This window comes from Stenotrophomonas sp. Ker107b (genome assembly GCF_053847245.1).
The window spans coordinates 613,258-636,393 of sequence record NZ_JBSPHX010000001.1; the positions used below are offsets into that span (position 1 = coordinate 613,258).

The following is a 23,136-nucleotide window of genomic DNA, read 5'->3' on the forward strand; positions in this document are numbered from 1 at the left end:
TCCCGTTGTCTCCGGATGTCCAAGCTGACGCTTGGTCTCGTGGCTGCACTTGCCGCCGCTCCCGCCTTCGCCCAGAGCACCTCTGCCGGTGTCGGCGGTCAGGTCACGTCCGCCTCAGGCTCGCCTGTTGCCGGTGCCGAAGTCACCATCACGCACACCGAGTCGGGCACGGTCAGCCGTGCGACCACCGATGCGGCGGGTCGTTACAACGCGCGCGGCCTGCGCGTGGGTGGTCCGTACACCATCACCATCAACAAGTCCGGTGAAGGCACCAAGACGGAAGAGGGTGTGTACCTGGGCGTCAACCAGACCGGTACCGTCAACGCGGCACTGACCGGTGACCTGGCGGCGACCAACCTGGAGGCAGTGCAGGTCGTGGCCGTCGCCGGCGGCTCGGAAGTGTTCAGCACCACCAAGATGGGCTCGGGCACCAACATCAGCCAGCAGCAGATCGAAATTGCGCCGTCCATCGGCGGCAACATCCAGGATCTGATGCGTCTGGATCCGCGCGTGACCTTCATCGATCGCGCCTCCGGCTCGATCTCGGCCGGTGGCCAGAATCCGCGCTACAACTCGATCAGCATCGACGGCGTGTCCGCCAGCGATACGTTCGGCCTGGAAGGCAACAACATGCCGACCCGTCGCCAGCCGGTCGCCATGGAGGCCATCGAAGCACTGGACATCAACCTGTCCAACTACGACGTCAGCATCGCTGCCGCCGCCGGTGCCACCGTCAACGCGGTGACCAAGTCCGGTACCAATGAATTCCACGGTTCGGTCTACGGCACCTACCGTGACGGCGACTGGTTCGGCGACAACCCGGAAGGCCAGCCGTTCAACGGCTTCACCAAGGAAGAAACCTACGGCGTGACCGTGGGCGGTCCGATCATCAAGGACAAGCTGTTCTTCTTCGCCAACTACGAAAAGTTCAAGCAGGCCGCCCCGGGCGCCGACCTGGCGACCACCCCGCTGGGCAAGGCCAACGGCCAGTTCAACCTGGCGGACGTGACCCGCGCCCAGCAGATCGCGCAGGGCTACGGCATCGAAGCCGGTGGCATGGAAAGCAACGGCGACACCTCGATGGAAGAGTACGCGCTGAAGCTGGACTGGAACATCAGCGACAACCAGCGTGCCAGCATCCGCTACAGCAAGATCGACCAGAGCAAGCTGCGCATCAACGGCATGACCACCAGCGCTGCATCGCTGAGCTCGTACTGGTACCAGCACGACAAGACCAACGAGAGCTACGTCGCCCAGCTGTTCAGCGACTGGTCGGACAACTTCTCCACCGAACTGAAGGCGTCGTACCGCGAGTACTCGGCCATCCGTAACGTGAGCACCAATGCCCCGAGCGTGCGCATCTACTTCGGTGGCAACGTGGGCGCGCCGTCCGGCGACTCGCTGTACCTGGGTACCGAAGCCAACTCGCAGAACAACGTCCTGCAGACCAAGGCGTGGAACTACTACGCCGCCGGCACCTGGACCCTGGGTGACCACGACGTCAAGTTCGGTGCGTCGTACGATACCAACGATATCTACAACTACTTCGGCGCCAACTCGTTTGGCACCTACACCTTCTACGGCCTGGAAAATTTTGCCGCCGGCCGCTGGAGCAGCTACAACTACGCCCCGGAGCGTACGCCTGGCTCGATCCCCGCTGATTACAAGTACAGCAACCTGGCCCTGTTCGTGCAGGACACCTGGTATGTGAACAACAACCTGACCCTGACGCTGGGCCTGCGTGCGGACCGTCCGGACACCACCCCGGCGCCGGCTTACAACGCACCTGCCTCGAACGTCTTCGGCTATAACAACAGCAAGGTGATCGACAGCAAGTTCCTGATCCAGCCGCGCTTCGGCTTCAACTACACCTTCGACACCGACCGCCCGACCCAGCTGCGTGGTGGCGTGGGCCTGTTCCAGGGTGACTCGCCGCAGGTGTGGCTGAGCAACAGCTACTCGGCGACCGGTTTCAACACCAACGTCTACAGCCTCAACAGCGCTCGTTACACCGATGCGCTGAAGTTCAACCCGAACAAGGACACCCAGCCGATCCCGACCGCGCCGGGCTCGGCGGTCCAGAACGTCAACTTCGTCGGCAACGACTTCAAGCTGCCGTCGATCTACAAGGCCAATCTGGCCCTGGACCATGAAACCCCGTGGTACGGCATCGTGGCTTCGGCCGAGCTGCTGGTCACCAAGGTCAAGGATGGCCTGTACTACCAGAACCTCAACCTGGGTCCGATCCAGTACCAGGGTCCGGATGGTCGCGATATTTTCTACAGCGCCTCCAAGGTTGGCGCCTGGACCGACAACGACAGCCGTGTCGCGCGCAACCAGGCTTACAACAACGTCTACCTGATCGACAACACCGACAAGGGCCGCACCTCGCAGTTCACCGCGTCGCTGTCCAAGCCGTGGAGCGATGCCAGCGACTGGTCCTGGAACATCGGCTACACCTATACCGATGCCACCGAAGTCGGTTCGCTGACCAGCTCCACCGCCAGCTCGGGTTGGGGTTACCAGTACGCCTTCGACGCCAACACCCCGGTCGAGAACACCTCGCGCTACCAGATCCGCGACCGCGTGTCGGGCTCGCTGAACTGGAAGCACAAGTTCTTCGGTGACTACGAAACCAAGCTCGGTCTGGTGTACGAAGGCCGCAGCGGCCGTCCGTACAGCTATGTCTACGTCAACGACGCCAACGGCGACAACCGCAGCGCCAACGACCTGTTCTACGTGCCGAAGGGCCCTGGCGATGTGCTGTTCGGCACGCTCTCCGCCACCGGTGGGTTCACTGCCGATGCGGCCATGGAGAAGAGCTTCTTCGATTGGCTGGCTGCCAACCCGGAACTGGCCAAGTACGCTGGCAGCACCCCGGGTGCCAATGAATTCCGCACTGGCTGGATCAACACCTTCGACATCCGTATCAGCCAGCAGCTGCCGGGCTTCATGAAGGGGCACAAGTCGGAAATCTGGCTGGACGTGCAGAACGTCGGCAACATGCTGAACAAGAAGTGGGGCAACATCTACGACTACGGCTTCTTCGCCGACGCTCGTGTGGCCACCCTGCAGGGCATGTACCAGGGCAAGTACGTGTACAACTACCGCAACGCCGATGCCCCGACCGTTGCCAACGCGGACGCCGACGGCTTCGACGTCGGTGTGTCGCAGTGGTCGCTGCAGCTGGGCTTCCGTTACCAGTTCTGATGAACTGAGGTAACGACCCGCGTTACACCCGGAACGGCCAGGGCAACCTGGCCGTTCTGCTGTCCGCGAGACGGCGGCGCCAGGGCGGGACCTGTGACGGGGTGCTTGCTCGACCCAGGCAATACGCCTATCATCAGCCGGTTGCGCGAAAAACATGCAACTGCGGCAGCCCCGATGTGGCGCCGGGGGCACCACATATCCAAACGGTCGGGTTTCCCGGCCGTTTTGCTTTTTAAGGGGGCAGCGGTACAGTCGGTAACCTTGAGGAAAGCGAACAAGATGGACATGACGATCAACGAAAAGCCGGCGCGGACGCTGCCGGTGCAGGACGCGCGGATCTACCCGCGCGGTGGGCTGGATGTGTTGTCGCGCGCGGAAGTGGCGCGCCTGCGCGATGCCTCCGGTGGTGGCATGCACGAGCTGCTGCGCCGGTGCGCGCTGGCCGTGCTGACCAGTGGCAGCGCCTCGGACGATCCGCGCGCGGCGCGCGATCTGTATCCGGATTTCGATATCCAGGTGGCCCAGCAGGACCGCGGTGTCCGCATCGACCTGGTCAACGCCCCGGCGATGGCCTTCGTGGATGGCGAGATCATCCGCGGCGTGGCCGAGCTGCTGTTCGCGGTGGTCCGCGACCTGGCCTACATGGCCATCGAGATGGGCCCTGCGTACGCGGCGGAGCTGGAGTCGTCCGAGGGCATCACCAACGCGGTGTTCGGGCTGCTGCGCAACGCGCGCATCCTCAACCCGGGCGACCCGAACCTGGTCGTCTGCTGGGGCGGCCACTCGATCGGCCGCGATGAGTATCTGTACACCAAGCAGGTCGGCTACGAGCTGGGCCTGCGCGGGCTGGACATCTGCACCGGCTGCGGCCCGGGCGCGATGAAGGGCCCGATGAAGGGCGCCACCATCGCCCATGCCAAGCAGCGCAAGACGACCACGCGCTACATCGGCCTGACCGAGCCGGGCATCATCGCCGCCGAGTCGCCGAACCCGATCGTGAACCACCTGGTGATCATGCCGGACATCGAGAAGCGTCTCGAAGCGTTCGTGCGCATCGGCCACGGCATCATCGTGTTCGCCGGTGGCGTCGGCACCGCCGAGGAGATCCTGTATCTGCTGGGCATCCTGCTGCGCGAGGAGAACAAGGATCTGCCGTTCCCGCTGATCCTGACCGGCCCGACCGTGGCGGCGCCGTACTTCGAGCAGATCGACCGTTTCATCCGGCTCACGCTGGGTGAAGAGGCGGCCAGCCGCTACGAGATCATCATCGGCGACCCGGTCAACGTCGCCCGCAAGATGGCCCAGGGGATCAAGCGCGTGCGCGAGCACCGCCTGGCGCAGAAGGACTCGTTCTTCTTCAACTGGTCCATCGAGATTCCGTGGGAGTACCAGCAGCCGTTCGTGCCGACCCACGAGGCGATGGCCGCGTTGGATCTGCACCACGGCCGTCCGCCGCATGCCCTGGCCGCGGACCTGCGGCGCGCGTTCTCCGGCATCGTGGCCGGCAACGTGAAGGAAGACGGCATGCGCCGCATCGAGCAGTTCGGCCCGTTCGAGATCCATGGCGATGCGGACATGATGCAGGCCCTGGATGAGCTGCTGCGCGCCTTCGTGGAGCAGCGCCGCATGAAGATCTCGGGCGAGTACCAGCCCTGCTACAAGGTCATGGCCTGAGGCCCTGACCGGGCTGGCGGCGGGCAGGGGGCCTGCCGCCGGCCGTGTTCTGTGTCAACGGATTGACGCCTGTCGCCTCCGGGCGACCGTTCGTCCTGCCGCTGCTTGCTGACCGGCGGCAGGGCGTTCATCGTCTGTGTCATCAACGCTGGGGAGCGTTTCATGTCTTTGCGCCGGTCCAACGGCTTCACACTGATCGAGTTGATGGTCACCATCGCGGTGCTTGCCATCCTGATCACGCTTGGCATGCCGAGCTTCCAGGGGGTGCTGCGCTCAAACCGCGCCGCCACCACGACCAATGAACTGATGGCTTCGCTGGCGCTGGCGCGTAGCGAGGCGTTGAAAAACACCCGCGGCGCCGGGGTATGCGCCTCCTCCGACGGCAGTGCATGCAATGGCGACAGTTGGGGCGCCGGCTGGATGGTCTGGTCCGATGCCGATGGCAGCGGCACCTTCGACGCCGAGGAGCCGGTCCTGCGCTATTCAGCCGGTTCGCCCAAGATGCTGGGCAGCGAGGACAACCTGACGGTGGCCTTCGATGGCCGCGGTCGCAACCGCGCCGCGACGGCGCTGGACATCACCCTCAAGCCCGACGAATGCGGCGACCAGCCCCTGCAGCGCACGCTGCGGCTGTCGGCCATCGGGCAGGTTCGCGTAGAGCGGGAGAGTTGCAAGTGACGGGAAGACTTCTTCGGGCACCGCGCGCGGGGCAGGGCGGTTTCACCATGATCGAGGTGTTGATCGCGATCGTGGTGATGAGCATCGGCCTGCTCGGGTTTGCACTGCTGCAGACCATGAACGTGCGGTTCGTGCAGAGCGCGAATTTCCGCACCCAGGCAACCAACCTCAGTTACGAGCTGCTGGATCAAATCCGCATCAACCGGATCACCGCCGACGGCTTCGTAGGCACCTACGCGGCAACGACCAAGGCCGCCGATTGCGTGTCGCCCACCGGTGCGGACATCACCAAGGACATGTACATGACCGATTGGCGTTGCCGGCTGGGGAAGGCGCTCGGCGATGAGGCCAGTGCCAGCGTGACCCGCGATGGCGACGAGATCACGGTCAACGTGAGCTGGGGTGACGAGCGTTGGCTCGATGCAGCCGATACCACCTTCTCGGCGAGGACCCGGCTGTGATGCGCCCGCCTGCTTTTCAACGTACCAGCGTGGGTCTGTCGCTGGTTGAACTGATGATCGCCATGGTCATCGGTCTGGTGTTGTTGCTGGGGCTGATGCAGGTATTCGCTGCGTCGCGCACCGCTTCGCGCCTGTCCGAAGGCCTGGCGCGCGTGCAGGAGAACGGGCGCTTCGCCATGGATTTCCTGCAGCGCGATCTGCGCATGGCCGGCCATTTCGGCTGCGTGAATGACCAGAGTCACAACACCCGGAATCCCGGCTCGTTGCACACGACATTTGCCGCGGCGGGGCACCCGGCGCTGGACTTCGCGCAGTCCATCCAGGGATTCGAGGCCATCGATACCAAACCGGGCGACCCGCTGACGCTGACCGCGACACCGACGACCGGCAGCGTGGATTACAGCCCTGCACTGCCGTCCGAATATGCCGACGCGCTCACCAACCGTGTCGACGGCAGCGACATCGTTGCGTTGCGTTTCCTCGTTCCCGATGGTGTGCCGGTGACTGCGATCACCGGTACCGATGACAAGCCCGGGTTCTCCTTCGACAGTACGCGGTGGGCCGTTCTGCAGAGCGGAGTGAAGGAGCCGGGGCTGTTTGGTGTCGCCGACTGTACGTCGGCCACGTTGTTCCAGGCCAGTGCCGTGAGCGGCACCGGCGGCTCGGTCACCTTCAACACCGCGCCCAACAACACCACCAGCTTCACCTCGATCTATACGGCCGGCCAGGCCGTTCTGTATCGGGCCGAGAGCGTGGTCTATTACATTGGATACGATGCGACGACGCGGCAGAGTTCGCTGTATCGGGTGCGCTTCAGTGCCAAGCCGGGTGCTGCACTGGTTGCAGAGGCGCCGGAAGCGTTGGTTGAGGGCGTGCGCAACATGCAGCTGCTCTATGGTCAGGATCACTCGCTGAGTGCCACGGCGGCGCCCAGCGGCTTCATCGACCGTCAGGGCACCGCAGCGGACGTGCAGGATTCGCTCGCGCCAGCGGATGCAGCCTGGCGCCGCGTCGGTGCGGTGCAGCTGGGGCTGTTGCTGGAAAGCCCGGACCCGTCGGCGGCTGCGCAGGCCACGGCCGATGCGGCGCTCACCGCGGTGGGCGTGACGTTCACGACCCCCAGGGACGGCAGGTTCCGTACGGTTTACCAGACCACGATCGCGGTACGTAACCGCCTCTATGGCAACTGAGGTCATCATGGCATCGCGTCGCAAGCCTTTCACCGCACCTCGTCGTCAGAACGGCGCCGTGCTGTACGTGGCCCTGATCATCCTGATCCTGCTGGCCCTGCTCGGGATTGCCGGGATGCAGGTGACCGGCATGCAGGAGCGCATGGCCGCCAACTATCTGCGTACCAACCTGGCCTTCCAGAATGCCGAAGCGGATGCGCGCTCGATGGAAAGCACGATCGAGACGCAACTGGCGGCAGGTGGAACCTACAGCGCCGATCAGGAAGAGTGCAGCCCGATTTTCGATCCGCTGACCTGGGCCGACGGCACTACCGATGCGCAGGCCAGCTATACCCGACGCATGGACAAATGCGTAACCGCGGGCAGTGGCGGCGGCCTCGGCGGTCGCGAGAACGAAGACACCGGCAACATCTATCAGATCACGGCGCTGGCCAGTGATGACCCGGACAATCCCTCGGCCAGTGCGGTCGTCGACACGATCTATATCCCATGACCTCTGACCGCTTCCCTCTCAGCAAGCGCGCCATCAACGGATTGCGCATCGGCTTCGTCGTGCTCGCGGTGGGCTTCCTGCTCAGCCGCGTGGTGCCCTTGCGCGCCGCGCTCGGTGATTACGACATTGCGCAGGAGCCGCTCTACACCAAGCAGAGCCAGCCGCCGTTGATGATGATGGTGATGTCGCGCGACGAGCAGCTGTTCAACAAGGCCTACAGCGACTACAGCGATCTGGACGATGACAAGATCATCGATACCACCTACCAGGACAAGTTCTCCTATTCCGGTTACTTCGACTCGAACCTCTGCTACGGCTACGCGAGCAGCGTGTTCAAGGCGTCGGGTGAAGCGACGGGTACCAACAAGCATGAGTGCGGTGGTGCGTGGTCGGGGAACTTCCTCAACTGGGTCACGATGAGCCGGCTGGACGTCATGCGCTACGTGCTTTATGGCGGACAGCGTTCCACCGACGACGCCAACAAGACCGTGATCGAGCGTGCGCAGATCCCCAATGACCTGCATGCGTGGGTCAAGGTCTACACCGGTTCGGACATCGGCAAGTTCACGCCGCTGACCGCGAGCGCCTCGTTCTGCAACGCCAGCATCAGTGCCGGTGGGGCTCCATTGATGCGTGTGGCCGGCGGCAACTGGTCCGAATGGGCGTCGACGGCGTCGTATCAGTGTGGTGTCAACCGCAGTGGCGAGGGTAGCGCGGATACGCCCAAGGCCGTGGTGGATTACACCGTGCGCGTGGAAGTCTGCGATCCCGGCCAGAACAGCCATCGTGAGAGCTTCTGCCGCAAGTACAACGACGGCACCACCGATCATTACAAGCCCAGTGGATTGCTGCAGACCTATGGTGAAAGTGGTCGCCTGCGCTTCGGCCTGGTGAGCGGCACCTACTCCAGCCCGCGCGATGGCGGCGTCCTGCGCCGGAACATCGGCAAGATCGCCGGCAATGGCGCCAAGCTGTGCGATACCGGTGATGAAATCAATCTCGCCACGGGTCAGTTGTGTCTGGCGCGCAACAGCGGCACCGAGGGCATCATCAATACGATGTCCAATTTCCGCATTGATCAGTGGAACTGGAGCAATAACTGGAACGACTGCAACGACTACAGCATTCTCAATCGCCAGGGCTTCGGCGACCGCGGCAATCTGCTGGATCCCGGTGCATCGGGTGACAAGGCGAAAAAGTGCAGCGCCTGGGGTAACCCGCTGGCCGAGATGTACGCCGAAGCGCTCCGCTACGTGGGTGCCGGCACCAAGGTGTACGGCGATACCGGCGATCTGTCCGGGCTGCCGGTGGGCGTGGAATGGAAGGATCCCTACCGCAGCCCTGCCCAGGGTGGCAACTCGTACTGTGCAACCTGCAACATTCTGGTGATGTCGTCGGGCCTGCCGTCCTTCGACAGCGACAACGTCGGAGCCGTGCCCCACCTTGCTACGGCGGAGTCGGCCACCGATGCGCTGGGCGCGGCGGAGGGCATCAATGGGAAAAGCTATCTGGCCGGTCGCGTCGGCGCCACCGCCCGCTATGCCTCCATCAATACCCACGAAGACATCTGTCAGGCGCTGACCGTCAACCAGCTCAGTCTGGTCCGCGGCATCTGCCCGGACATTCCGTCCACGGAGGGCAGCTACCTCCTCGCCGGTCTGTCCAAGGCGGCGGCGGAAACTGATCTGCGTCCGGGCCTGGCCGGCAAGCCGGCGGACTACAAGGTCACTGCGACCACGTACACCGTGGCCATGGCCGAGAACCTGCCCAAGTTCGACATCAGCGTTGCCGGCGGCACCATCTCGCTGTCGCCGCTGTGCCAGGCCAACAACACCGGTGGCGCCAAGGCGGCCGATGCCGGGTGGCGAAGCTGTTTCCTTGGCTCGGTCGGCATCGGCACCAAGGAAGCGTCGGTGGCGCCCAAACACATCTATGGCCGCCCGTACCGTGCCGATGGCAAGTCCGGCAGCTTCTCGCTGGTCTGGGAGGATTCGCTGTGGGGCAACGATCATGACAATGACGTCGTGACGATGATGAGCTACTGCGTCGGCGCGGCGTGTGGCGACAAGGCCGGCATCGCCGACATGTGCTGGCGTTCACCCAACAACGCGGTCTGCTCCAACCAGTTGTTGAATGCGACCATCGGTGAGGACGAGGTACTTGTCCGCCTTGAGAATCTGTCGGCGTATGCGGGCAATGCGATGCTGACCGGCTACACCATCGTCGGCTCCAACGCGGCCAGCAACGTGCAGCGCCTGCTGCTGCGTCCCGGCAACAGCAACGGGTCTGTGATCAGCTCCACCGAGAATCCCCCCAATGACTGGACCAAGCCTTCGGTGGTCCGCTACAAGCTCAGCGGCGCCCAGGCCAACCAGTTGCAGAGTCCGTTGTGGTACGCGGCCAAGTACGGCGTGCCCAGTGGCAAATGGGACACCCGGGAGGCCGGCGTGCCGGACAATTACTTCCTGGCCCGCAACCCGGCCAAGCTGAAGGCGGCGCTGGAGGCGATCTTTGAAAGCGCCGCCGAGGGTGACGCCCCGGTCGGCGGTGGTGGCACCGGTTCGCGCATCAGCACCGGCTCGTTCACGGTATCGGCCAGCTACAAGGTTCCCTCGGGAACCAACGACTGGACCGGTGATGTAGTGGCCACCAAGGTGGGCGCGCTGGGTGCCGATGGCGATGTGCTGTGGCGCGCGTCGACCAAGATGAGTTCCAGTGGCCGCAACATCGTCATGTCCACCGCGCCGACCACGGTCAGTGGCAGTGGCACGCTGGTGCCGGTGGCGGCGGCCCCGTTCGAGGCCAACAACATCCCCGGCGCCGATCGAGCAGCGCAGTTGGGCAACCTGGGCTTCAGCAGTTCCGTGCCCAGCTGGTTCGGCTCGCATACCGTGGCCGATCTGGTGAACTACCTGAAGGGCTCGGCCATCAGTGGCTTCCGTTCGCGAAGCGCCATTCTCGGCGACATCGTCAATTCCACCACCGAAATCGTCTCCACGGCCGATAATTTCGGCTACGGATCCTGGACGGCCACACCGACGTGGAAGGCCACGCTGGGCAGTCGCTACCGCGCATACCTCGCGGCCAAGAAGGCCGCGGGGGGGCCGCCGACGATGCTGTACGTTGGCGCCAATGACGGCATGTTGCACGGCTTCGACGCGTCCACGGGCGCCAGTGCAGGCAGTGAGGTGTTGGCCTTCATCCCGTCGTCGTCGCTGCAGCACATGGCGGAACTGGCCAACCCCAGCTACTCCCACCGGTACTACGTGGATGGCGCGCTGACCTCCTCGGATGTCTATTACGGCGATGCCTGGCACACCGTGCTGGTCGGTTCGACCGGTGCCGGCGGCGCCAACCGCGCGCCGAATGCGGCCGCAGTGGGCAACGGGTCGATGTTCGCGCTGAACGTGAGCAACCCCACCGGATTCACCAAGGACAATGTGCTGTGGGAGCTGTCCGGCAAAACCGATTCGGATATGGGCTTCGCACTGGGTAAGCCGATCATCGTTCCGGTCAGCGGGGCGGATGCCAATGCCGCACCGCGTTTCGTGGCGATCTTCGGTAACGGCATCAACTCCTCCAGTGGCAAGCCGGTATTGTTCGTGGTCGATATCCAGACCGGTCAGGTGCTCAACCGTCTTTCGCCAAGCGGTGGGGGCTACGCGCTGCGCAACGGTCTGATGAACGTCGTGGCGGTGGCGGCCAGCAACAACAACCGCATCGCCGATACGGTCTACGGTGGTGACATGCAGGGTAATCTCTGGAAGTTCGATCTACGCGATCCCGACCCGGCTAACTGGGCGGTCGCCTACAGCGGCGCGCCGTTGTTCACCGCGAGCCGCAATGGCGTGGCCCAGCCGATTACCGGTGGGTTTGAGGTCACCCGCGCCGCCGGTCGTGGCTACAACATTCTGTTTGGCACGGGGCAGTATTTCGCCAGCGACGACAATGCGGTCAGCTCCAACTCTCCCGTCCAGTCCCTGTACAGCGTATGGGACAACCTGGCCACCACCGTCGGCAGTCGCGACGATCTTGTCGCGCAGCAGATCAGCCTGGCGGATGATGGCTACCGTTACGTCAGCGCCAACGCGGTCAGTTACGTGAGCAAGCGGGGCTGGTACGTCGACCTGATCGTTGGAGGCGTCGTTGATGGCGAGCGCTTCATCGGCAATCCGCGCATTCAGAGCGGTGCGGTGTTCTTCAACAGCTACGTACCCGGTCAGGCGGTCTGCGGTGGCGGTGGCGGCATCAACTGGCGCTATTCGCTGAGCCTGCTTACCGGTGCTGGTGCACTCGGCGGGCTCAGTGACACGCCCGGAGGAGATCCGCTGTGCACCGGCAACTGCGGTGGCGCGAAGCTGACCAGTGGCGGCAAGGACAGCAATGGGCCGCCGATGCGCGACAACAACATTTTCCTGCCGAACAACAAGCTGCAGGCATGCGACCCGGCCGATCCGGCCTGTGGTCTGGATGACCTGCTCAAATCCGACATCTGCACCTACGTGCTGCGTACGGGCAGTGCCGATCCGTTGTACATGCCGCGCCCTTGCGGACGCCAGTCCTGGCGGCAGGTGCGCTGATGACCTTCATGACGAGAGCACCCATGCAGACAGCCTACCGCCGCCGTGTCACCGGCTTCACCCTGATCGAACTGATGATCACGGTGGCCGTGGTGGCCATCCTGGCGACCGTGGCGCTACCGGCGTACCAGGACTCCGTGCGCAAGTCGCGGCGGGCGCAGGCCAAGGCCGATCTGGTCGAACTGGCCCAGAACCTGGAGCGCTATCACACGGTGCAGAATACCTACGCCGCCGCCACGCTTGCGTTTGCCCAGTCGCCGCGCGAAGGCACGGCACGTTACACGCTGGGTTTCGACAAGGATCCCACGGCCAGCACGTTCGGTATCCAGGCTGTTCCGGTCGAGGGCGGCAGCCAGGCCAACGACAAGTGCGGCACGTTGTCGCTGGATCAGGCGGGGCGCAAGACACCGGCTGAAACGGTGGTGTCAGGTTGCTGGTGACGTCTCTCGGCGAGCGCGCGTCGTGGACTACTTGCATCCCACCGCCGATGCTGGCTAGAATGCGCACCCCGCCCGAATAGCTCAGCCGGTTAGAGCACTTGACTGTTAATCAGGGGGTCGTTGGTTCGAGTCCAACTTCGGGCGCCAGATCTGCAAAAGCCGCGAGCAATCGCGGCTTTTGTTTTTTCCAGGATGCGGATCCCAGGTCCGGGGTGGATTCAACAGGCCGTGGGCCGCCGCGGACGCTCGCTCCGCACCCGGCCCGTCCGACTGACCACGACCTTGCCCTGGGACAGGCCTTCCAGGCAGAAAATGACCGACTGGTTGCTGCCGTTCAATTGACCATCCGGTCGGAACTGGATCGTGGGTTTATGGGTGCTGCCAAAGGCGCTCAGCCGAGTGCGCGTGTGCTGATGAACCAGAATCGGCGCGGGTGGCAGGGTCTGGCCTGCGGCTGGCTCACCATGCCGATACGGCATCCAGCCGCGGCTCCAGTCCCGGCCGCAATGGACGCCGTCGTCGGTCGGGCACACTGCGATCCGGCGCCGTTCGGTGATCGCCGTGTTGCGCGCGGTCGCCAAGGCCGAGGCAAGCTGCATGCGCAGGCTGTCGGCCTGCAGGCGGTCCCGGGTCTGCTGCATGGCCGGCAGGGCCATGCCGGTGAGGATGGCCAGGATCGCCATGGCGATCAGTGACTGGATCAGCGTCACGCCGGCGCAGGCGGCCGGACGGGGCAGGGGGCGGGCGTGTTCCACGGTGACGGTCCGGGGTGCGGGCGATCTTCACTCTGGCGGTCCGGAGGCCTGCTCGCCGCCGGTTCATGCCGCGTTTTGCTGTCGGCACTCCCCTCAACCGGCCGTCACCAACCCGGCCGTTATACTGGAGGCTTCCCGGCAGTGGCGGCACCATGAGCGATCGTTTCCAACTTGAATCCCCGTATTCGCCGGCGGGCGACCAACCGGCGGCCATTGAGAAACTGACCGCCAACTTCGAGGCGGGCATCGCCAAGCAGACCCTGCTCGGCGTCACCGGTTCCGGCAAGACCTACACGGTCGCCAACGTGATCCAGCGGGTGCAGAAACCCACCCTGGTGATGGCGCCGAACAAGACGCTGGCGGCGCAGCTGTACGGTGAGTTCAAATCGTTCTTCCCGCACAACGCGGTCGAGTATTTCGTCAGCTACTACGATTACTACCAGCCCGAGGCGTATGTGCCTTCGTCGGACACCTTCATCGAGAAGGACAGTTCGATCAACGAGCACATCGAGCAGATGCGCCTGGCGGCGACGAAGACACTGCTGTCGCGCCCGGATGCGATCGTGGTGGCCACGGTGTCGGCGATCTACGGCCTGGGCGCGCCCGAAGACTATCTGTCGATGCGCCTGATCCTCTCCACCGGTGAGCGGATCGACCAGCGCGATCTGATCAAGCACCTGACCCAGCTGCAGTACACCCGCAACGAGTTCGAGCTGCACCGTGGCACCTTCCGCGTGCGCGGCGAAGTGATCGATGTGTTCCCGGCCGAATCGGACAGTGAAGCAGTGCGCATCGAACTCTTCGAGGGCGAAGTCGAGCAGATCAGCATGTTCGATCCGCTGACCGGCGAAAGCCTGCGCAAGATGATGCGCTACACGATTTATCCCAAGACCCACTACGCGACCACCCGCGAGCGCGTGTTGTCGGCGGTGGACACGATCAAGGCCGAGTTGAAGGTCCGCCTTGAGCAGTTGTATGAGCAGAACAAACTGGTGGAAGCGCAGCGCCTGGCGCAGCGTACCCAGTTCGATCTGGAGATGATGGCCGAGGTCGGCTACTGCAACGGCATCGAGAACTACTCGCGCCATCTCACCGGCAAGAACGCCGGCGATCCGCCGCCAACGCTGTTCGACTACCTGCCGCCGGACGCGCTGCTGGTGATCGACGAATCGCACGTGACCATTCCGCAGATCGGCGCGATGTTCAAAGGCGACCGCTCGCGCAAGGAAACCCTGGTCGAGTTCGGTTTCCGCCTGCCGTCGGCATTGGACAACCGCCCGCTGCGTTTCGAAGAGTGGGAAGAGCGTTGCCCGCGCAGCATCTATGTCTCGGCCACGCCGGGGCCGTACGAGCTGCGCGAAACCGAAGGCGAGATCACCGAGCTGGTGGTGCGCCCGACCGGCCTGATCGATCCGGTGGTCGAGATCCGTCCGGTCGGCACCCAGGTCGATGACTTGATGTCCGAGGTCAACGAGCGCATCAAGCTCGGCGACCGCGTGCTGGTCACCACGTTGACCAAGCGCATGGCCGAAAACCTCACCGAGTACCTGACCGAACACGGCATCCGCGTGCGTTACCTGCACTCGGATATCGACACTGTCGAGCGTGTGGAGATCATCCGCGATCTGCGCCTGGGCAAGTTCGATGTGCTGGTCGGCATCAACCTGCTGCGCGAAGGCCTGGACATGCCGGAGGTATCGCTGGTGGCGATCCTCGACGCCGACAAGGAAGGGTTCCTGCGTTCGACCGGGTCGCTGATCCAGACCATCGGCCGCGCCGCGCGCAACCTGCGCGGCAAGGCGATCCTCTATGCGGACAAGATGACCCGCTCGATGCAGGCCGCGATCGACGAGACCGACCGCCGCCGCGCCAAGCAGGTCGAATACAACGAACTGCACGGCATCGTGCCCAAGTCGGTGCTGCGTCCGATCACCGATGTGCTCGAAGGTGCGCGTTCGGAAGCGGCGGAGAAAGAGTCGCGCGGCAAAGGGAAGGGCAAAGGCAAGGGCGGGCGCGTGGCCGAAGAGTCCACCGACTACCGCACGATGGAGCCGGCCCAGATCGCCAAGCGCCTGCAGGCCCTGGAGCAGCAGATGTACCAGCACGCCCGCGATCTGGAGTTCGAAGATGCGGCCCGCGTGCGCGATCAGATTCGCCAGTTGAAGGAGGCCAGTCTGGGCTGAACACCCCGTTGTGAAATATCTTCACAAAAGTGTTGCGCTTTCCAGGGGGCGTCCGTAATATACGCGGCCTGCACCGACGCATTCGCAGCGGGGCAGGAAAGCAAAACGGGCGGTTAGCTCAGCGGTAGAGCACTACCTTGACATGGTAGGGGTCACAGGTTCGAACCCTGTACCGCCCACCACTTCAGTCCCGGAGACTGTCGTGGCACAACAGAAAAGCCAGCCCTCGGGTTGGCTTTTTTGCTATGTGCGTTTCCTGACAACGGCCTGCATGCCGCACTGATACCCCGCACTGTGTCCGCCGTCGACACTCAGGGTTTCCTGGGTGCTGCCCATGCGACGAGTGCGACACACCGGCAACGTGGCTGCACACGCGTCTCTGCCGATCTTCGGCAAGGCGTGTGTCGTCGCGCTGCTGGCAGGCATCTGCACGATTGTCTTCTCGCCCCGGCTGCTGCCACTGGGGTGGGGCGTTGCCGCGGCAGCGTCCGGTTTCCTGTTCTGGATCCTGCCCTCCCGCCTCCGCCTCCTCGGCGCTGCCCTCGTCGGTCTCGGCTGGGCCGCCGTGCATGCCCACGCCGGGCTGGCGCAGCAGCTGCCCCCCGGTGGTCCGCCGGTGGACCATGCGCTGCACGGGCGCGTGATCAGCCTGCCTCACCACGGCCCCGGCGGTACCCGCTTCCACTTCCGGGTGGATGATGCTCCGGCGATGCCCGCCGAGCTCCGCGGCCGTGACCTGGCACTGGGTTGGTATGACGGTTTTCGCGGCGCAGCCGATGATCGAAGGCGCACCCTCCGGGCCGGTGAGCGCTGGTCGCTCACGGTCCGTGCCCGGCCACCGCGCGGGCGGATAAACCCCGGCGGGTTCGATGCCGAGGGCTATGCGTTGCGGCAACGGCTGGCTGGCAGCGGGCACGTACGGGAGCCTGCCCAGGCGCATCCGCTGGGTGAGCCGACCGGATTGCCCGCATGGCGCGAGCGGATGGCCCACGCGATCGCCAGGGCGGTCCAGAGCGATGGTCGTCGCTTCGTCCAGGCGCTGGCACTGGGCGATACCCGCGGCCTGAGCCAGGCCGACTGGGACGACCTGCGCGCGCTGGGGGTGACCCACCTGGTGGCGATCTCCGGCTTCCATGTCGGCGTGGTGGCCGGCGTCGCTGCTCTGTTGGCGGGCGGGGTCTGGCGGTGCCTGCCGATGCTCGGCCTGTACGTACCGCGTCCGATGGGGGCCGCGGTGGCGGCCGTCGCAGGCGCGGCGCTGTACGCCGCAGCGGCCGGTTTCGCGCTGCCGACGGTGCGCACGGTGCTGATGATCGCGGTGGTGGCTGCCGCGCGCTGCAACCGGCGGCGGGCAACCGTGGCGCAGTCGCTCTCCCTGGCGGCGCTGGCCATGCTGCTGTTCGACCCGCTCGCCGTCCTTGCACCCGGCTTCTGGCTGAGCTTCGCCGGCGTGCTGTGGCTGATCTGGTGCCTGCCAGGGCGTGAGCAGGGCTGGTTGCGGGGGTTCCTGAGCGCGCAGGGCGTGGCGACCGTGGCGCTGCTGCCGTTGACCGTGGCGCTGTTCGGGCAGGCCTCGCGTGCGGGGCCGCTGGTGAACCTGGTGGCGATTCCCTGGTGGACGATGGTGGTCGTGCCGCTGGCCCTGCTGGGCACTGCATTGGAGGCGCTGATCGATGGCGCCGGACGCTGGCCGTGGCAGCTGGCCGCGTGGTGTTTCGAGGCGAGCTGGTGGCTGTTCGGGTATGCCGCGCGCAGCGAGCTGTCGCTGTGGTGGCTGCCGCAGTCCAACCGCTGGGCGCTGATCTCGGCCGTGTTCGGCGTGTTCTGGCTGCTGCTGCCGCGTGGCAGTGGTGGCCGGGTCCCCGCACTGCTGCTGTGCCTGCCGCTGCTGTGGCCGGCGCGGCATGGGCCGGCTGAGGGCGAGGTGGAACTCCTTGTGATGGATGTGGGGCAGGGCCTGGCGGTAGCAGTGCGCACGCGCCGCCACACGCTGCTGTACGACACCGGCCCCGGTGCCGACGATGGCTTCGACGCGGGCGAGCGGATCGTGGTACCCACCCTGCGTGCGCTGGGGCAGGGGCGGCTGGACCGGATCATGATCAGCCATGACCATCGCGACCACACCGGGGGACTGCGCGGCGTGCGTCGCAGCTTTCCCGGCGCGACGCTGCAGGCGCCGCCCGGCGCCCTGCGTGGCCGCGCATCGGCCTGCCATGCCGGGCAAGCCTGGCAGTGGGATGGCGTGACGTTCCGGGTGCTGCATCCCCCGCGTGACGTGCCGCAGCCGACCAACGACAGCAGCTGCGTGCTGCGGCTGGAAACCAACCAGGGGGCGATTCTGCTGGCCGGGGACATCGAGAAGCGCAGCGAGGCCCTGCTGGTCCGGCACGCAGGCGCGCTGCTGGCGGCCCAGGCGGTCGTGGTTCCGCACCATGGCAGTGCCAGTTCGTCCACGCCAGCCTGGGTGGCGGCGGTCGCGCCGCGGCTGGCGATCGTCTCGGCAGGTCATCGCAACCGGTTCGGCCATCCGCGTGCCGAGGTGGTGGAGCGCTGGCAGGCCGTGGGCGCCGAAGTGCTCAACACGGCCGAGAGCGGCGCGGTTCGCGTCTGGCTCGGGCGTGAAGGCCTGCAGGTGCGTGAACAACGGGTTTTCGAGCGGCGTTGGTGGGATGCCGCGGAGCGGAGCCGGCCGGCTGCTATCCTATCGGCGATCAAACAGGCGGCCGCTGGGCCGGAGGATTGAAACGTGTGGGAACTGGTCAAGGCCGGTGGCTGGCCGATGCTGCCGCTGCTGCTGTTGGGCGTACTGGCTTTGGCAATCGTCCTGGAGCGTTTCTGGACCCTGCGGCGCAATGAAGTCCTGCCCCCCGGGCTGGGTCAGGAAGTGCGCAACTGGGCCGCGCGCGGCAAGCTCGACCCAAGTCATATCCAATCGCTGCGCGGCAACTCGCCGCTGGGCGCACTGTTGGCGACGGCGCTGGAAGCGCGCAACCGTCCGCGCGATCAGATCCGCGAGCGCATCGAAGATGCCGGCCGGCATCTGGTTCACCGCATGGAGCGGTTCCTGAATGCCCTCGGCACGATCGCCTCGGCCGGCCCGCTGCTCGGCCTGCTCGGCACGGTGGTCGGCATGATCCAGATGTTCATGGGCATCCTCGACCACGGCGTGGGCGATGTGAACCAGTTGGCCGGCGGTATCGGCAAGGCGCTGGTCTGCACCGCCACCGGCATGATCGTGGCGATTCCGGCGCTGATGTTCCATCGCTATTTCAAAGGCCGCATCGCCGGCTACGTGATCGAGATGGAACAGGAGGCGTCGGCGCTGCTGGATGCGCTTGATGGTCGCCCCGGCGTGATGAACAACGCGCCGCGCGGTGCGGGTGCGCAGGCGGGTGCGGCACCGGTCACGGTCAAGGGCTGACGGATGCGCATCCGCAATGACCGGATCCAGGACGAGCCGCATATCGATCTGGTTCCCCTGATCGATGTGATCCTCGTCCTGATCATCTTCTTCGTGGTCACCACCACCTTCGATGCGCGCTCCACGCTGCAGCTGCAGTTGCCGACCGCCAGCCAGCAGGACACCACCGAGCCGCCGCGCTCGCTGAGCGTGCTGGTCAATGCCGAAGGGCGTTACTTCATCAACGACCAGGAAGTGCTGCGCACCGACGTCGAGTCGGTCAAGCAGACCATTGCCGCCGTCGCCGGCAGCGATCGGGAACAGACCGTACTGTTGCGCGCCGACGCGCGCACGCCTTACCAGGCTGTCGTCACGGCCCAGGATGCTCTGGGCCAGCTGGGCTTCCGCCGCATCGCCATCGCTACCGCGCCGGAGGTGCGTCCATGAGCAAGAAACATTCCCCCGTCTGGCCGATCTACAAGCGCCTGCTCGGGTATACCGGTGCCTATTGGGTGTTCATGGTCGCTGCCGTGGTCGCGATGGTGGTCGAGGCCCTGGCCGGTTACAGCTTCACCAAGCTGATGGAGCCGCTGGTCAACCGGGGCTTCGTCAACCCGGAGCCGCGCATGGCGGTGATCCTGCCGCTGACCATCCTCGGGTTGTTCATGATGCGCAGCCTGGCGACCCTGGTCAGTGATTACGCGCTGGCCCGCACCGGGCGCAGCGTGGTGCGCGATCTGCGTGAGCAGGTGCTGGAAAAGTACCTGCATCTGCCGTCCTCGCATTTCGATGCCGAGGCCACGCCGGTGATGGTCAGCCGCCTGAACTTCGATACCGAGCAGGTCACCCAGGCCAGCGCCGATGCGCTCAAGACCCTGGTGGCCGATACCCTCACCATCATTGCGATGCTGGTGGTGATGCTGCAGATGAGCGTCAAGGTCACCATGGCGATGCTGGTGGTGGTGCCGCTGATCGGCGTGATCGTCTCGATCGTGGGCAAGCGCTACCGCCGGATCAGCCGCGGCATCCAGGACGGCATGGGCGGCATGGCGCAGACCGCCGAACAGTCCCTGGCTGCGCAGCAGGAAGTGAAAGTGCATGGCACCCAGGCGCACGAGATTTCGCGCTATTCCAAGCTCGCCAACCGCATGCTCGGCCTGAACATGAAGGTCGAAACCACGCGCGCGCTGGCCTCCAGCACGGTGCAGTTCCTGGCGGCCCTGGCGCTGGCGGTGATCGTGTGGGTGTCCACCCGCGAGGCGCTGGCCGGCAAGCTCAACGCAGGCCAGTTCATGGGCCTGATGACCTCGATGATGGCGATCATTCCGTCGCTGCGTCGCCTGACCAGTGTGCAGACCTCGATCTCGCGCGGGGTGGCCGCGGCCGAGCGCCTGTTCGGGATTCTCGATATGCCGGTCGAGCGGGATCAAGGCATCCAGCGGATCGGCCGTGCACGTGGCGAGCTTGCGTTCGAGCACGTGATGCTGCGCTATCGCGAAGACACCGGCATCGCGCTGGACGACATCAGTTTCGTGGCCAAACCCGGCACGGTGACGGCGATTGTCGGCCGTTCCGGCAGCGGCAAGACCAGCCTGATCCGGCTGGTCCCGCGCTTCTACGAACCCAGCGGTGGCCGCATCACGCTGGATGGCGTGGCGCTGGATGATTACCCGCTGGCCGACCTGCGTCGCCAGGTGGCGATGGTCGGGCAGAAGGTCATGCTGTTCGATGACACCGTGGGCGCCAACATCGCCTACGGCATGGATGCGACCGAAGCGCAGATCCGCGCTGCGGCCGAAGCGGCCAATGCGTGGGAGTTCATCGCGCGCATGCCGCAGCAGCTGCAGACCCCCGTCGGCGAGAACGGTGCGCTGCTCTCGGGCGGTCAGCGTCAGCGCCTGGCGATCGCCCGCGCGATCCTGCGCGATGCGCCGATCCTGATCCTGGATGAAGCCACCGCCGCGCTCGATAACGAGTCCGAGCGTCTGGTGCAGGATGCGTTGCAGCGGCTGATGCCCGAGCGCACCACGCTGGTGATCGCGCACCGTCTGTCCACCATCGAACATGCCGATCAGGTATTGGTGATGGACCATGGCCGCATCGTCGAGCGTGGCACGCACAACGAACTGCTGGCGCTGGGTGGCTTGTACGAGCACCTGCACAAGATGCAGTTCCGCGAAAGGCAGCCTTGATGGCAGGCAAGGGCACCCACACGCCGTCGTACTGGTATGACGGCAGCGCCATTCCGTTCCTGGCACGCCTGGCGTCACCGCTGTACGGTGCGGCGGTCGCGCTGCGCCGGATGGCGTATCGGCGTCGCTGGCTGAAACGGCATTCGCTGCCGGTGCCGGTGGTGGTGGTCGGCAATGTCACCGCCGGTGGCACTGGGAAGACCCCGCTGACGATCGCGCTGGTCAACCGCCTGCGCGAAGCGGGCTGGAAGCCGGGGGTCGCCAGCCGTGGCTATGGTCGCGACGATGCGGGCACCCCGCGCTGGGTGCTGGCCAGTACCGATACCGCCGTCGGCGGCGACGAGCCGGTGCTGATCGCCTGGAAAACCGGCGTGCCGGTGCGGGTGGATGCGGACCGTGTGGCGGCCGGCAAGGCGCTGGTCGATGCGGGCTGCGACATCATCGTCTGCGACGACGGCCTGCAGCACTACCGGCTGGCGCGCGACATCGAAATTGAAGTGGTCGACGCACAGCGCCGCTACGGCAACGGTCGGCTGATTCCCGCCGGCCCACTGCGCGAGCCGGCCAGCCGTGCGCGCGACTGCGATTTCCGCGTGGTCAACATGGGCCAGGCCAGCGACGGCACCGAAGCGCAGACCGCCTGCGGCTTCGGCGAATGGCCCATGCCGCTGCGTATCGACAGCGCACAGCCGCTGCAGGGCGGCCGCGCGCGGCGCCTCTCGCATTTCCAGGGCCAGCGCGTACATGCCGTGGCCGGTATCGCCAATCCGCAGCGCTTCTTCGACATGCTGCGCGCGCATCGCATCGGTGTGGTGCCGCATGCCTTCGCCGATCACCATGCCTACCAGCCAGCGGATCTGCGCTTCGGCAGTGAACTGCCGGTGCTGATGACCGAGAAGGACGCGGTCAAGTGCAAGGCCTTCGCGACCGAATGGCACTTCGCCGTGCCGCTGTCGGCCGAGTTGCCGGCGGCGTTCTGGATCAGCCTGCTGGACCGCGTCGAGAAGCTCGGCAAGCGTTGACGGGCCTGGTGCCGGTTGCGGCACACTGACGCCCGGACTGCATCCCTTTCGTACAGGTCATTCCCCATGAGCGCTTCCGTCGAGTTCGTCGTCGCCATTCCCGCCCGTTATGCCGCTTCGCGGCTGCCGGGCAAGCCGCTGCGCCTGCTCGGCGGCGAGCCGCTGGTGCTGCGCGTGGCGCAACGCGCGCTGCTCGCCGGCGCGCGCGAGGTGTGGGTCGCCACCGACGATCAGCGCATCGCCGAGGCCCTGCAGGGCCTGGCCGAAGTGCGCGTGGCGATGACCTCCACCGAGCACGCCTCCGGCACCGATCGGCTGGCCGAGTGCGCCGCACAGGCCGGCTGGTCCGATGACACCCTGGTGGTGAACCTGCAGGGCGATGAGCCCTTCGCCCCGGCCGAAGGGATCCGCGCGGTGGCCGAAGCCCTGGTCTACAGCGGTGCGGAGATGTCCACGCTGGCTACGCCGGTGGAAGACGCTGAAACCCTGTTCGACCCGAACGTGGTCAAAGTGGTGCGCAAGCAGAATTTGGATGCCTTGTATTTCAGCCGCGCGCCGATTCCGTGGCACCGCGATGCCTTCGCGCGCTCGCGCGACACGCTGTCCGGCCCGCACTGGCTGCGCCATATCGGCATCTACGGTTACCGCGCCGGCTTCCTGCGCCAGTTCGCCGCGTTGCCGGCCGGCACCTTGGAGCAGCTGGAGTCGCTGGAGCAGCTGCGTGTGCTCGAAGCGGGGCACCGCATCAGCGTGGCGCTGACCCCGGCCGAGTTCCCGCCCGGCATCGACACCCCGGACGATCTGGCGCGTGCCGAGGCCTGGTGGGCAGCACACCCGTGACCGTGGCACGACGGTTGC

General features: G+C 65.5%; 15 protein-coding genes, 2 tRNA genes and 1 pseudogene. 17 read left to right on the top strand and 1 reads right to left on the bottom strand.

Features of this window, described 5'->3' with window-relative positions; genetic code table 11:
* The first annotated feature begins 15 nt into the window (after nucleotides 1-15).
* The 9 genes from ACWV8V_RS02950 (at nucleotide 16) to ACWV8V_RS02990 (ending at nucleotide 12,873) form a co-directional block, all read left to right on the top strand.
* Nucleotides 16-3,210 (top strand): TonB-dependent receptor, encoded by a 3,195-nt coding sequence (locus ACWV8V_RS02950; RefSeq protein WP_455898914.1) that lies wholly within the window; start codon nucleotides 16-18, stop codon nucleotides 3,208-3,210.
* Between the two features lie 285 nt (nucleotides 3,211-3,495).
* The gene (gene ppnN, locus ACWV8V_RS02955; protein ID WP_088433096.1) at nucleotides 3,496-4,884 is read left to right on the top strand and encodes a nucleotide 5'-monophosphate nucleosidase PpnN; all 1,389 of its coding nucleotides are present in this window, start codon (nucleotides 3,496-3,498) and stop codon (nucleotides 4,882-4,884) included.
* 105 nt (nucleotides 4,885-4,989) lie between these two features.
* A complete protein-coding gene (locus tag ACWV8V_RS02960) occupies nucleotides 4,990-5,562 on the top strand; it encodes a GspH/FimT family pseudopilin (RefSeq protein ID WP_455898915.1) in 573 nt (190 codons plus the stop codon).
* Nucleotides 5,559-6,023 carry a type IV pilus modification protein PilV gene (gene pilV, locus ACWV8V_RS02965; RefSeq protein ID WP_259260235.1) on the top strand — a complete coding sequence of 155 codons (465 nt, stop codon included), beginning with the start codon at nucleotides 5,559-5,561 and terminating at the stop codon, nucleotides 6,021-6,023. The genes ACWV8V_RS02960 and pilV overlap by 4 nt, the downstream gene beginning before the upstream one ends.
* Nucleotides 6,023-7,213 (top strand): PilW family protein, encoded by a 1,191-nt coding sequence (locus tag ACWV8V_RS02970; RefSeq protein ID WP_259260236.1) that lies wholly within the window; start codon nucleotides 6,023-6,025, stop codon nucleotides 7,211-7,213. The genes pilV and ACWV8V_RS02970 overlap by 1 nt, the downstream gene beginning before the upstream one ends.
* Nucleotides 7,214-7,220: 7 nt before the next feature.
* Nucleotides 7,221-7,706, top strand: a complete 486-nt coding sequence (locus ACWV8V_RS02975) for a pilus assembly PilX family protein (protein ID WP_259260239.1) — start codon at nucleotides 7,221-7,223, stop codon at nucleotides 7,704-7,706.
* A complete protein-coding gene (locus ACWV8V_RS02980; protein WP_455898916.1) occupies nucleotides 7,703-12,286 on the top strand; it encodes a pilus assembly protein in 4,584 nt (1,527 codons plus the stop codon). The genes ACWV8V_RS02975 and ACWV8V_RS02980 overlap by 4 nt, the downstream gene beginning before the upstream one ends.
* 23 nt (nucleotides 12,287-12,309) lie before the next feature.
* The gene (locus tag ACWV8V_RS02985) at nucleotides 12,310-12,726 is read left to right on the top strand and encodes a type IV pilin protein (RefSeq protein WP_455898917.1); all 417 of its coding nucleotides are present in this window, start codon (nucleotides 12,310-12,312) and stop codon (nucleotides 12,724-12,726) included.
* Between the two features lie 70 nt (nucleotides 12,727-12,796).
* Nucleotides 12,797-12,873, top strand: a tRNA-Asn gene (locus ACWV8V_RS02990).
* 71 nt (nucleotides 12,874-12,944) lie between these two features.
* Here ACWV8V_RS02990 and ACWV8V_RS02995 read toward each other — a convergent pair.
* Nucleotides 12,945-13,481, bottom strand: coding sequence for a GspH/FimT family pseudopilin (locus ACWV8V_RS02995; protein WP_259260244.1), 537 nt, complete (start codon nucleotides 13,479-13,481; stop codon nucleotides 12,945-12,947).
* Between the two features lie 152 nt (nucleotides 13,482-13,633).
* Between ACWV8V_RS02995 and uvrB the strand changes: the two genes are divergently transcribed.
* The 8 genes and pseudogenes from uvrB to kdsB all read left to right on the top strand — a co-directional run bounded on the left by uvrB (nucleotide 13,634) and on the right by kdsB (nucleotide 23,118).
* The gene (uvrB, locus tag ACWV8V_RS03000; RefSeq protein ID WP_259260246.1) at nucleotides 13,634-15,664 is read left to right on the top strand and encodes an excinuclease ABC subunit UvrB; all 2,031 of its coding nucleotides are present in this window, start codon (nucleotides 13,634-13,636) and stop codon (nucleotides 15,662-15,664) included.
* A gap of 107 nt (nucleotides 15,665-15,771) precedes the next feature.
* Nucleotides 15,772-15,846 (top strand) — tRNA-Val (locus ACWV8V_RS03005).
* A gap of 152 nt (nucleotides 15,847-15,998) precedes the next feature.
* Nucleotides 15,999-18,520, top strand: a pseudogene (locus ACWV8V_RS03010) (DNA internalization-related competence protein ComEC/Rec2).
* Nucleotides 18,411-19,085 carry a MotA/TolQ/ExbB proton channel family protein gene (locus tag ACWV8V_RS03015; protein ID WP_259260249.1) on the top strand — a complete coding sequence of 225 codons (675 nt, stop codon included), beginning with the start codon at nucleotides 18,411-18,413 and terminating at the stop codon, nucleotides 19,083-19,085. Before ACWV8V_RS03010 ends, ACWV8V_RS03015 begins: the two are co-directional and overlap by 110 nt.
* A 3-nt stretch (nucleotides 19,086-19,088) precedes the next feature.
* On the top strand, nucleotides 19,089-19,511 hold the full coding sequence (locus ACWV8V_RS03020; RefSeq protein WP_019183376.1) for an ExbD/TolR family protein: 423 nt from the start codon (nucleotides 19,089-19,091) through the stop codon (nucleotides 19,509-19,511).
* Nucleotides 19,508-21,256: a lipid A export permease/ATP-binding protein MsbA gene (gene msbA / locus ACWV8V_RS03025; RefSeq protein ID WP_259260250.1), complete on the top strand. Its 1,749-nt coding sequence runs from the start codon at nucleotides 19,508-19,510 to the stop codon at nucleotides 21,254-21,256. Before ACWV8V_RS03020 ends, msbA begins: the two co-directional genes overlap by 4 nt.
* A complete protein-coding gene (gene lpxK / locus ACWV8V_RS03030) occupies nucleotides 21,256-22,278 on the top strand; it encodes a tetraacyldisaccharide 4'-kinase (protein WP_455898918.1) in 1,023 nt (340 codons plus the stop codon). The genes msbA and lpxK overlap by 1 nt, the downstream gene beginning before the upstream one ends.
* 66 nt (nucleotides 22,279-22,344) lie before the next feature.
* A complete protein-coding gene (kdsB, locus tag ACWV8V_RS03035) occupies nucleotides 22,345-23,118 on the top strand; it encodes a 3-deoxy-manno-octulosonate cytidylyltransferase (protein ID WP_121041692.1) in 774 nt (257 codons plus the stop codon).
* Nucleotides 23,119-23,136 lie beyond the last annotated feature (18 nt).

Bases quoted from the DNA above. Each gene is read 5' to 3' on its own strand.
- ACWV8V_RS02950 (WP_455898914.1), top strand. From the start codon at position 16: ATGTCCAAGCTGACGCTTGGTCTCGTGGCTGCACTTGCCGCCGCTCCC.
- ppnN (WP_088433096.1), top strand. From the start codon at position 3,496: ATGACGATCAACGAAAAGCCGGCGCGGACGCTGCCGGTGCAGGACGCG.
- ACWV8V_RS02970 (WP_259260236.1), top strand. From the start codon at position 6,023: ATGCGCCCGCCTGCTTTTCAACGTACCAGCGTGGGTCTGTCGCTGGTT.
- ACWV8V_RS02975 (WP_259260239.1), top strand. From the start codon at position 7,221: ATGGCATCGCGTCGCAAGCCTTTCACCGCACCTCGTCGTCAGAACGGC.
- ACWV8V_RS02980 (WP_455898916.1), top strand. From the start codon at position 7,703: ATGACCTCTGACCGCTTCCCTCTCAGCAAGCGCGCCATCAACGGATTG.
- ACWV8V_RS02985 (WP_455898917.1), top strand. From the start codon at position 12,310: ATGCAGACAGCCTACCGCCGCCGTGTCACCGGCTTCACCCTGATCGAA.
- uvrB (WP_259260246.1), top strand. From the start codon at position 13,634: ATGAGCGATCGTTTCCAACTTGAATCCCCGTATTCGCCGGCGGGCGAC.
- ACWV8V_RS03020 (WP_019183376.1), top strand. From the start codon at position 19,089: ATGCGCATCCGCAATGACCGGATCCAGGACGAGCCGCATATCGATCTG.
- msbA (WP_259260250.1), top strand. From the start codon at position 19,508: ATGAGCAAGAAACATTCCCCCGTCTGGCCGATCTACAAGCGCCTGCTC.
- lpxK (WP_455898918.1), top strand. From the start codon at position 21,256: ATGGCAGGCAAGGGCACCCACACGCCGTCGTACTGGTATGACGGCAGC.
- kdsB (WP_121041692.1), top strand. From the start codon at position 22,345: ATGAGCGCTTCCGTCGAGTTCGTCGTCGCCATTCCCGCCCGTTATGCC.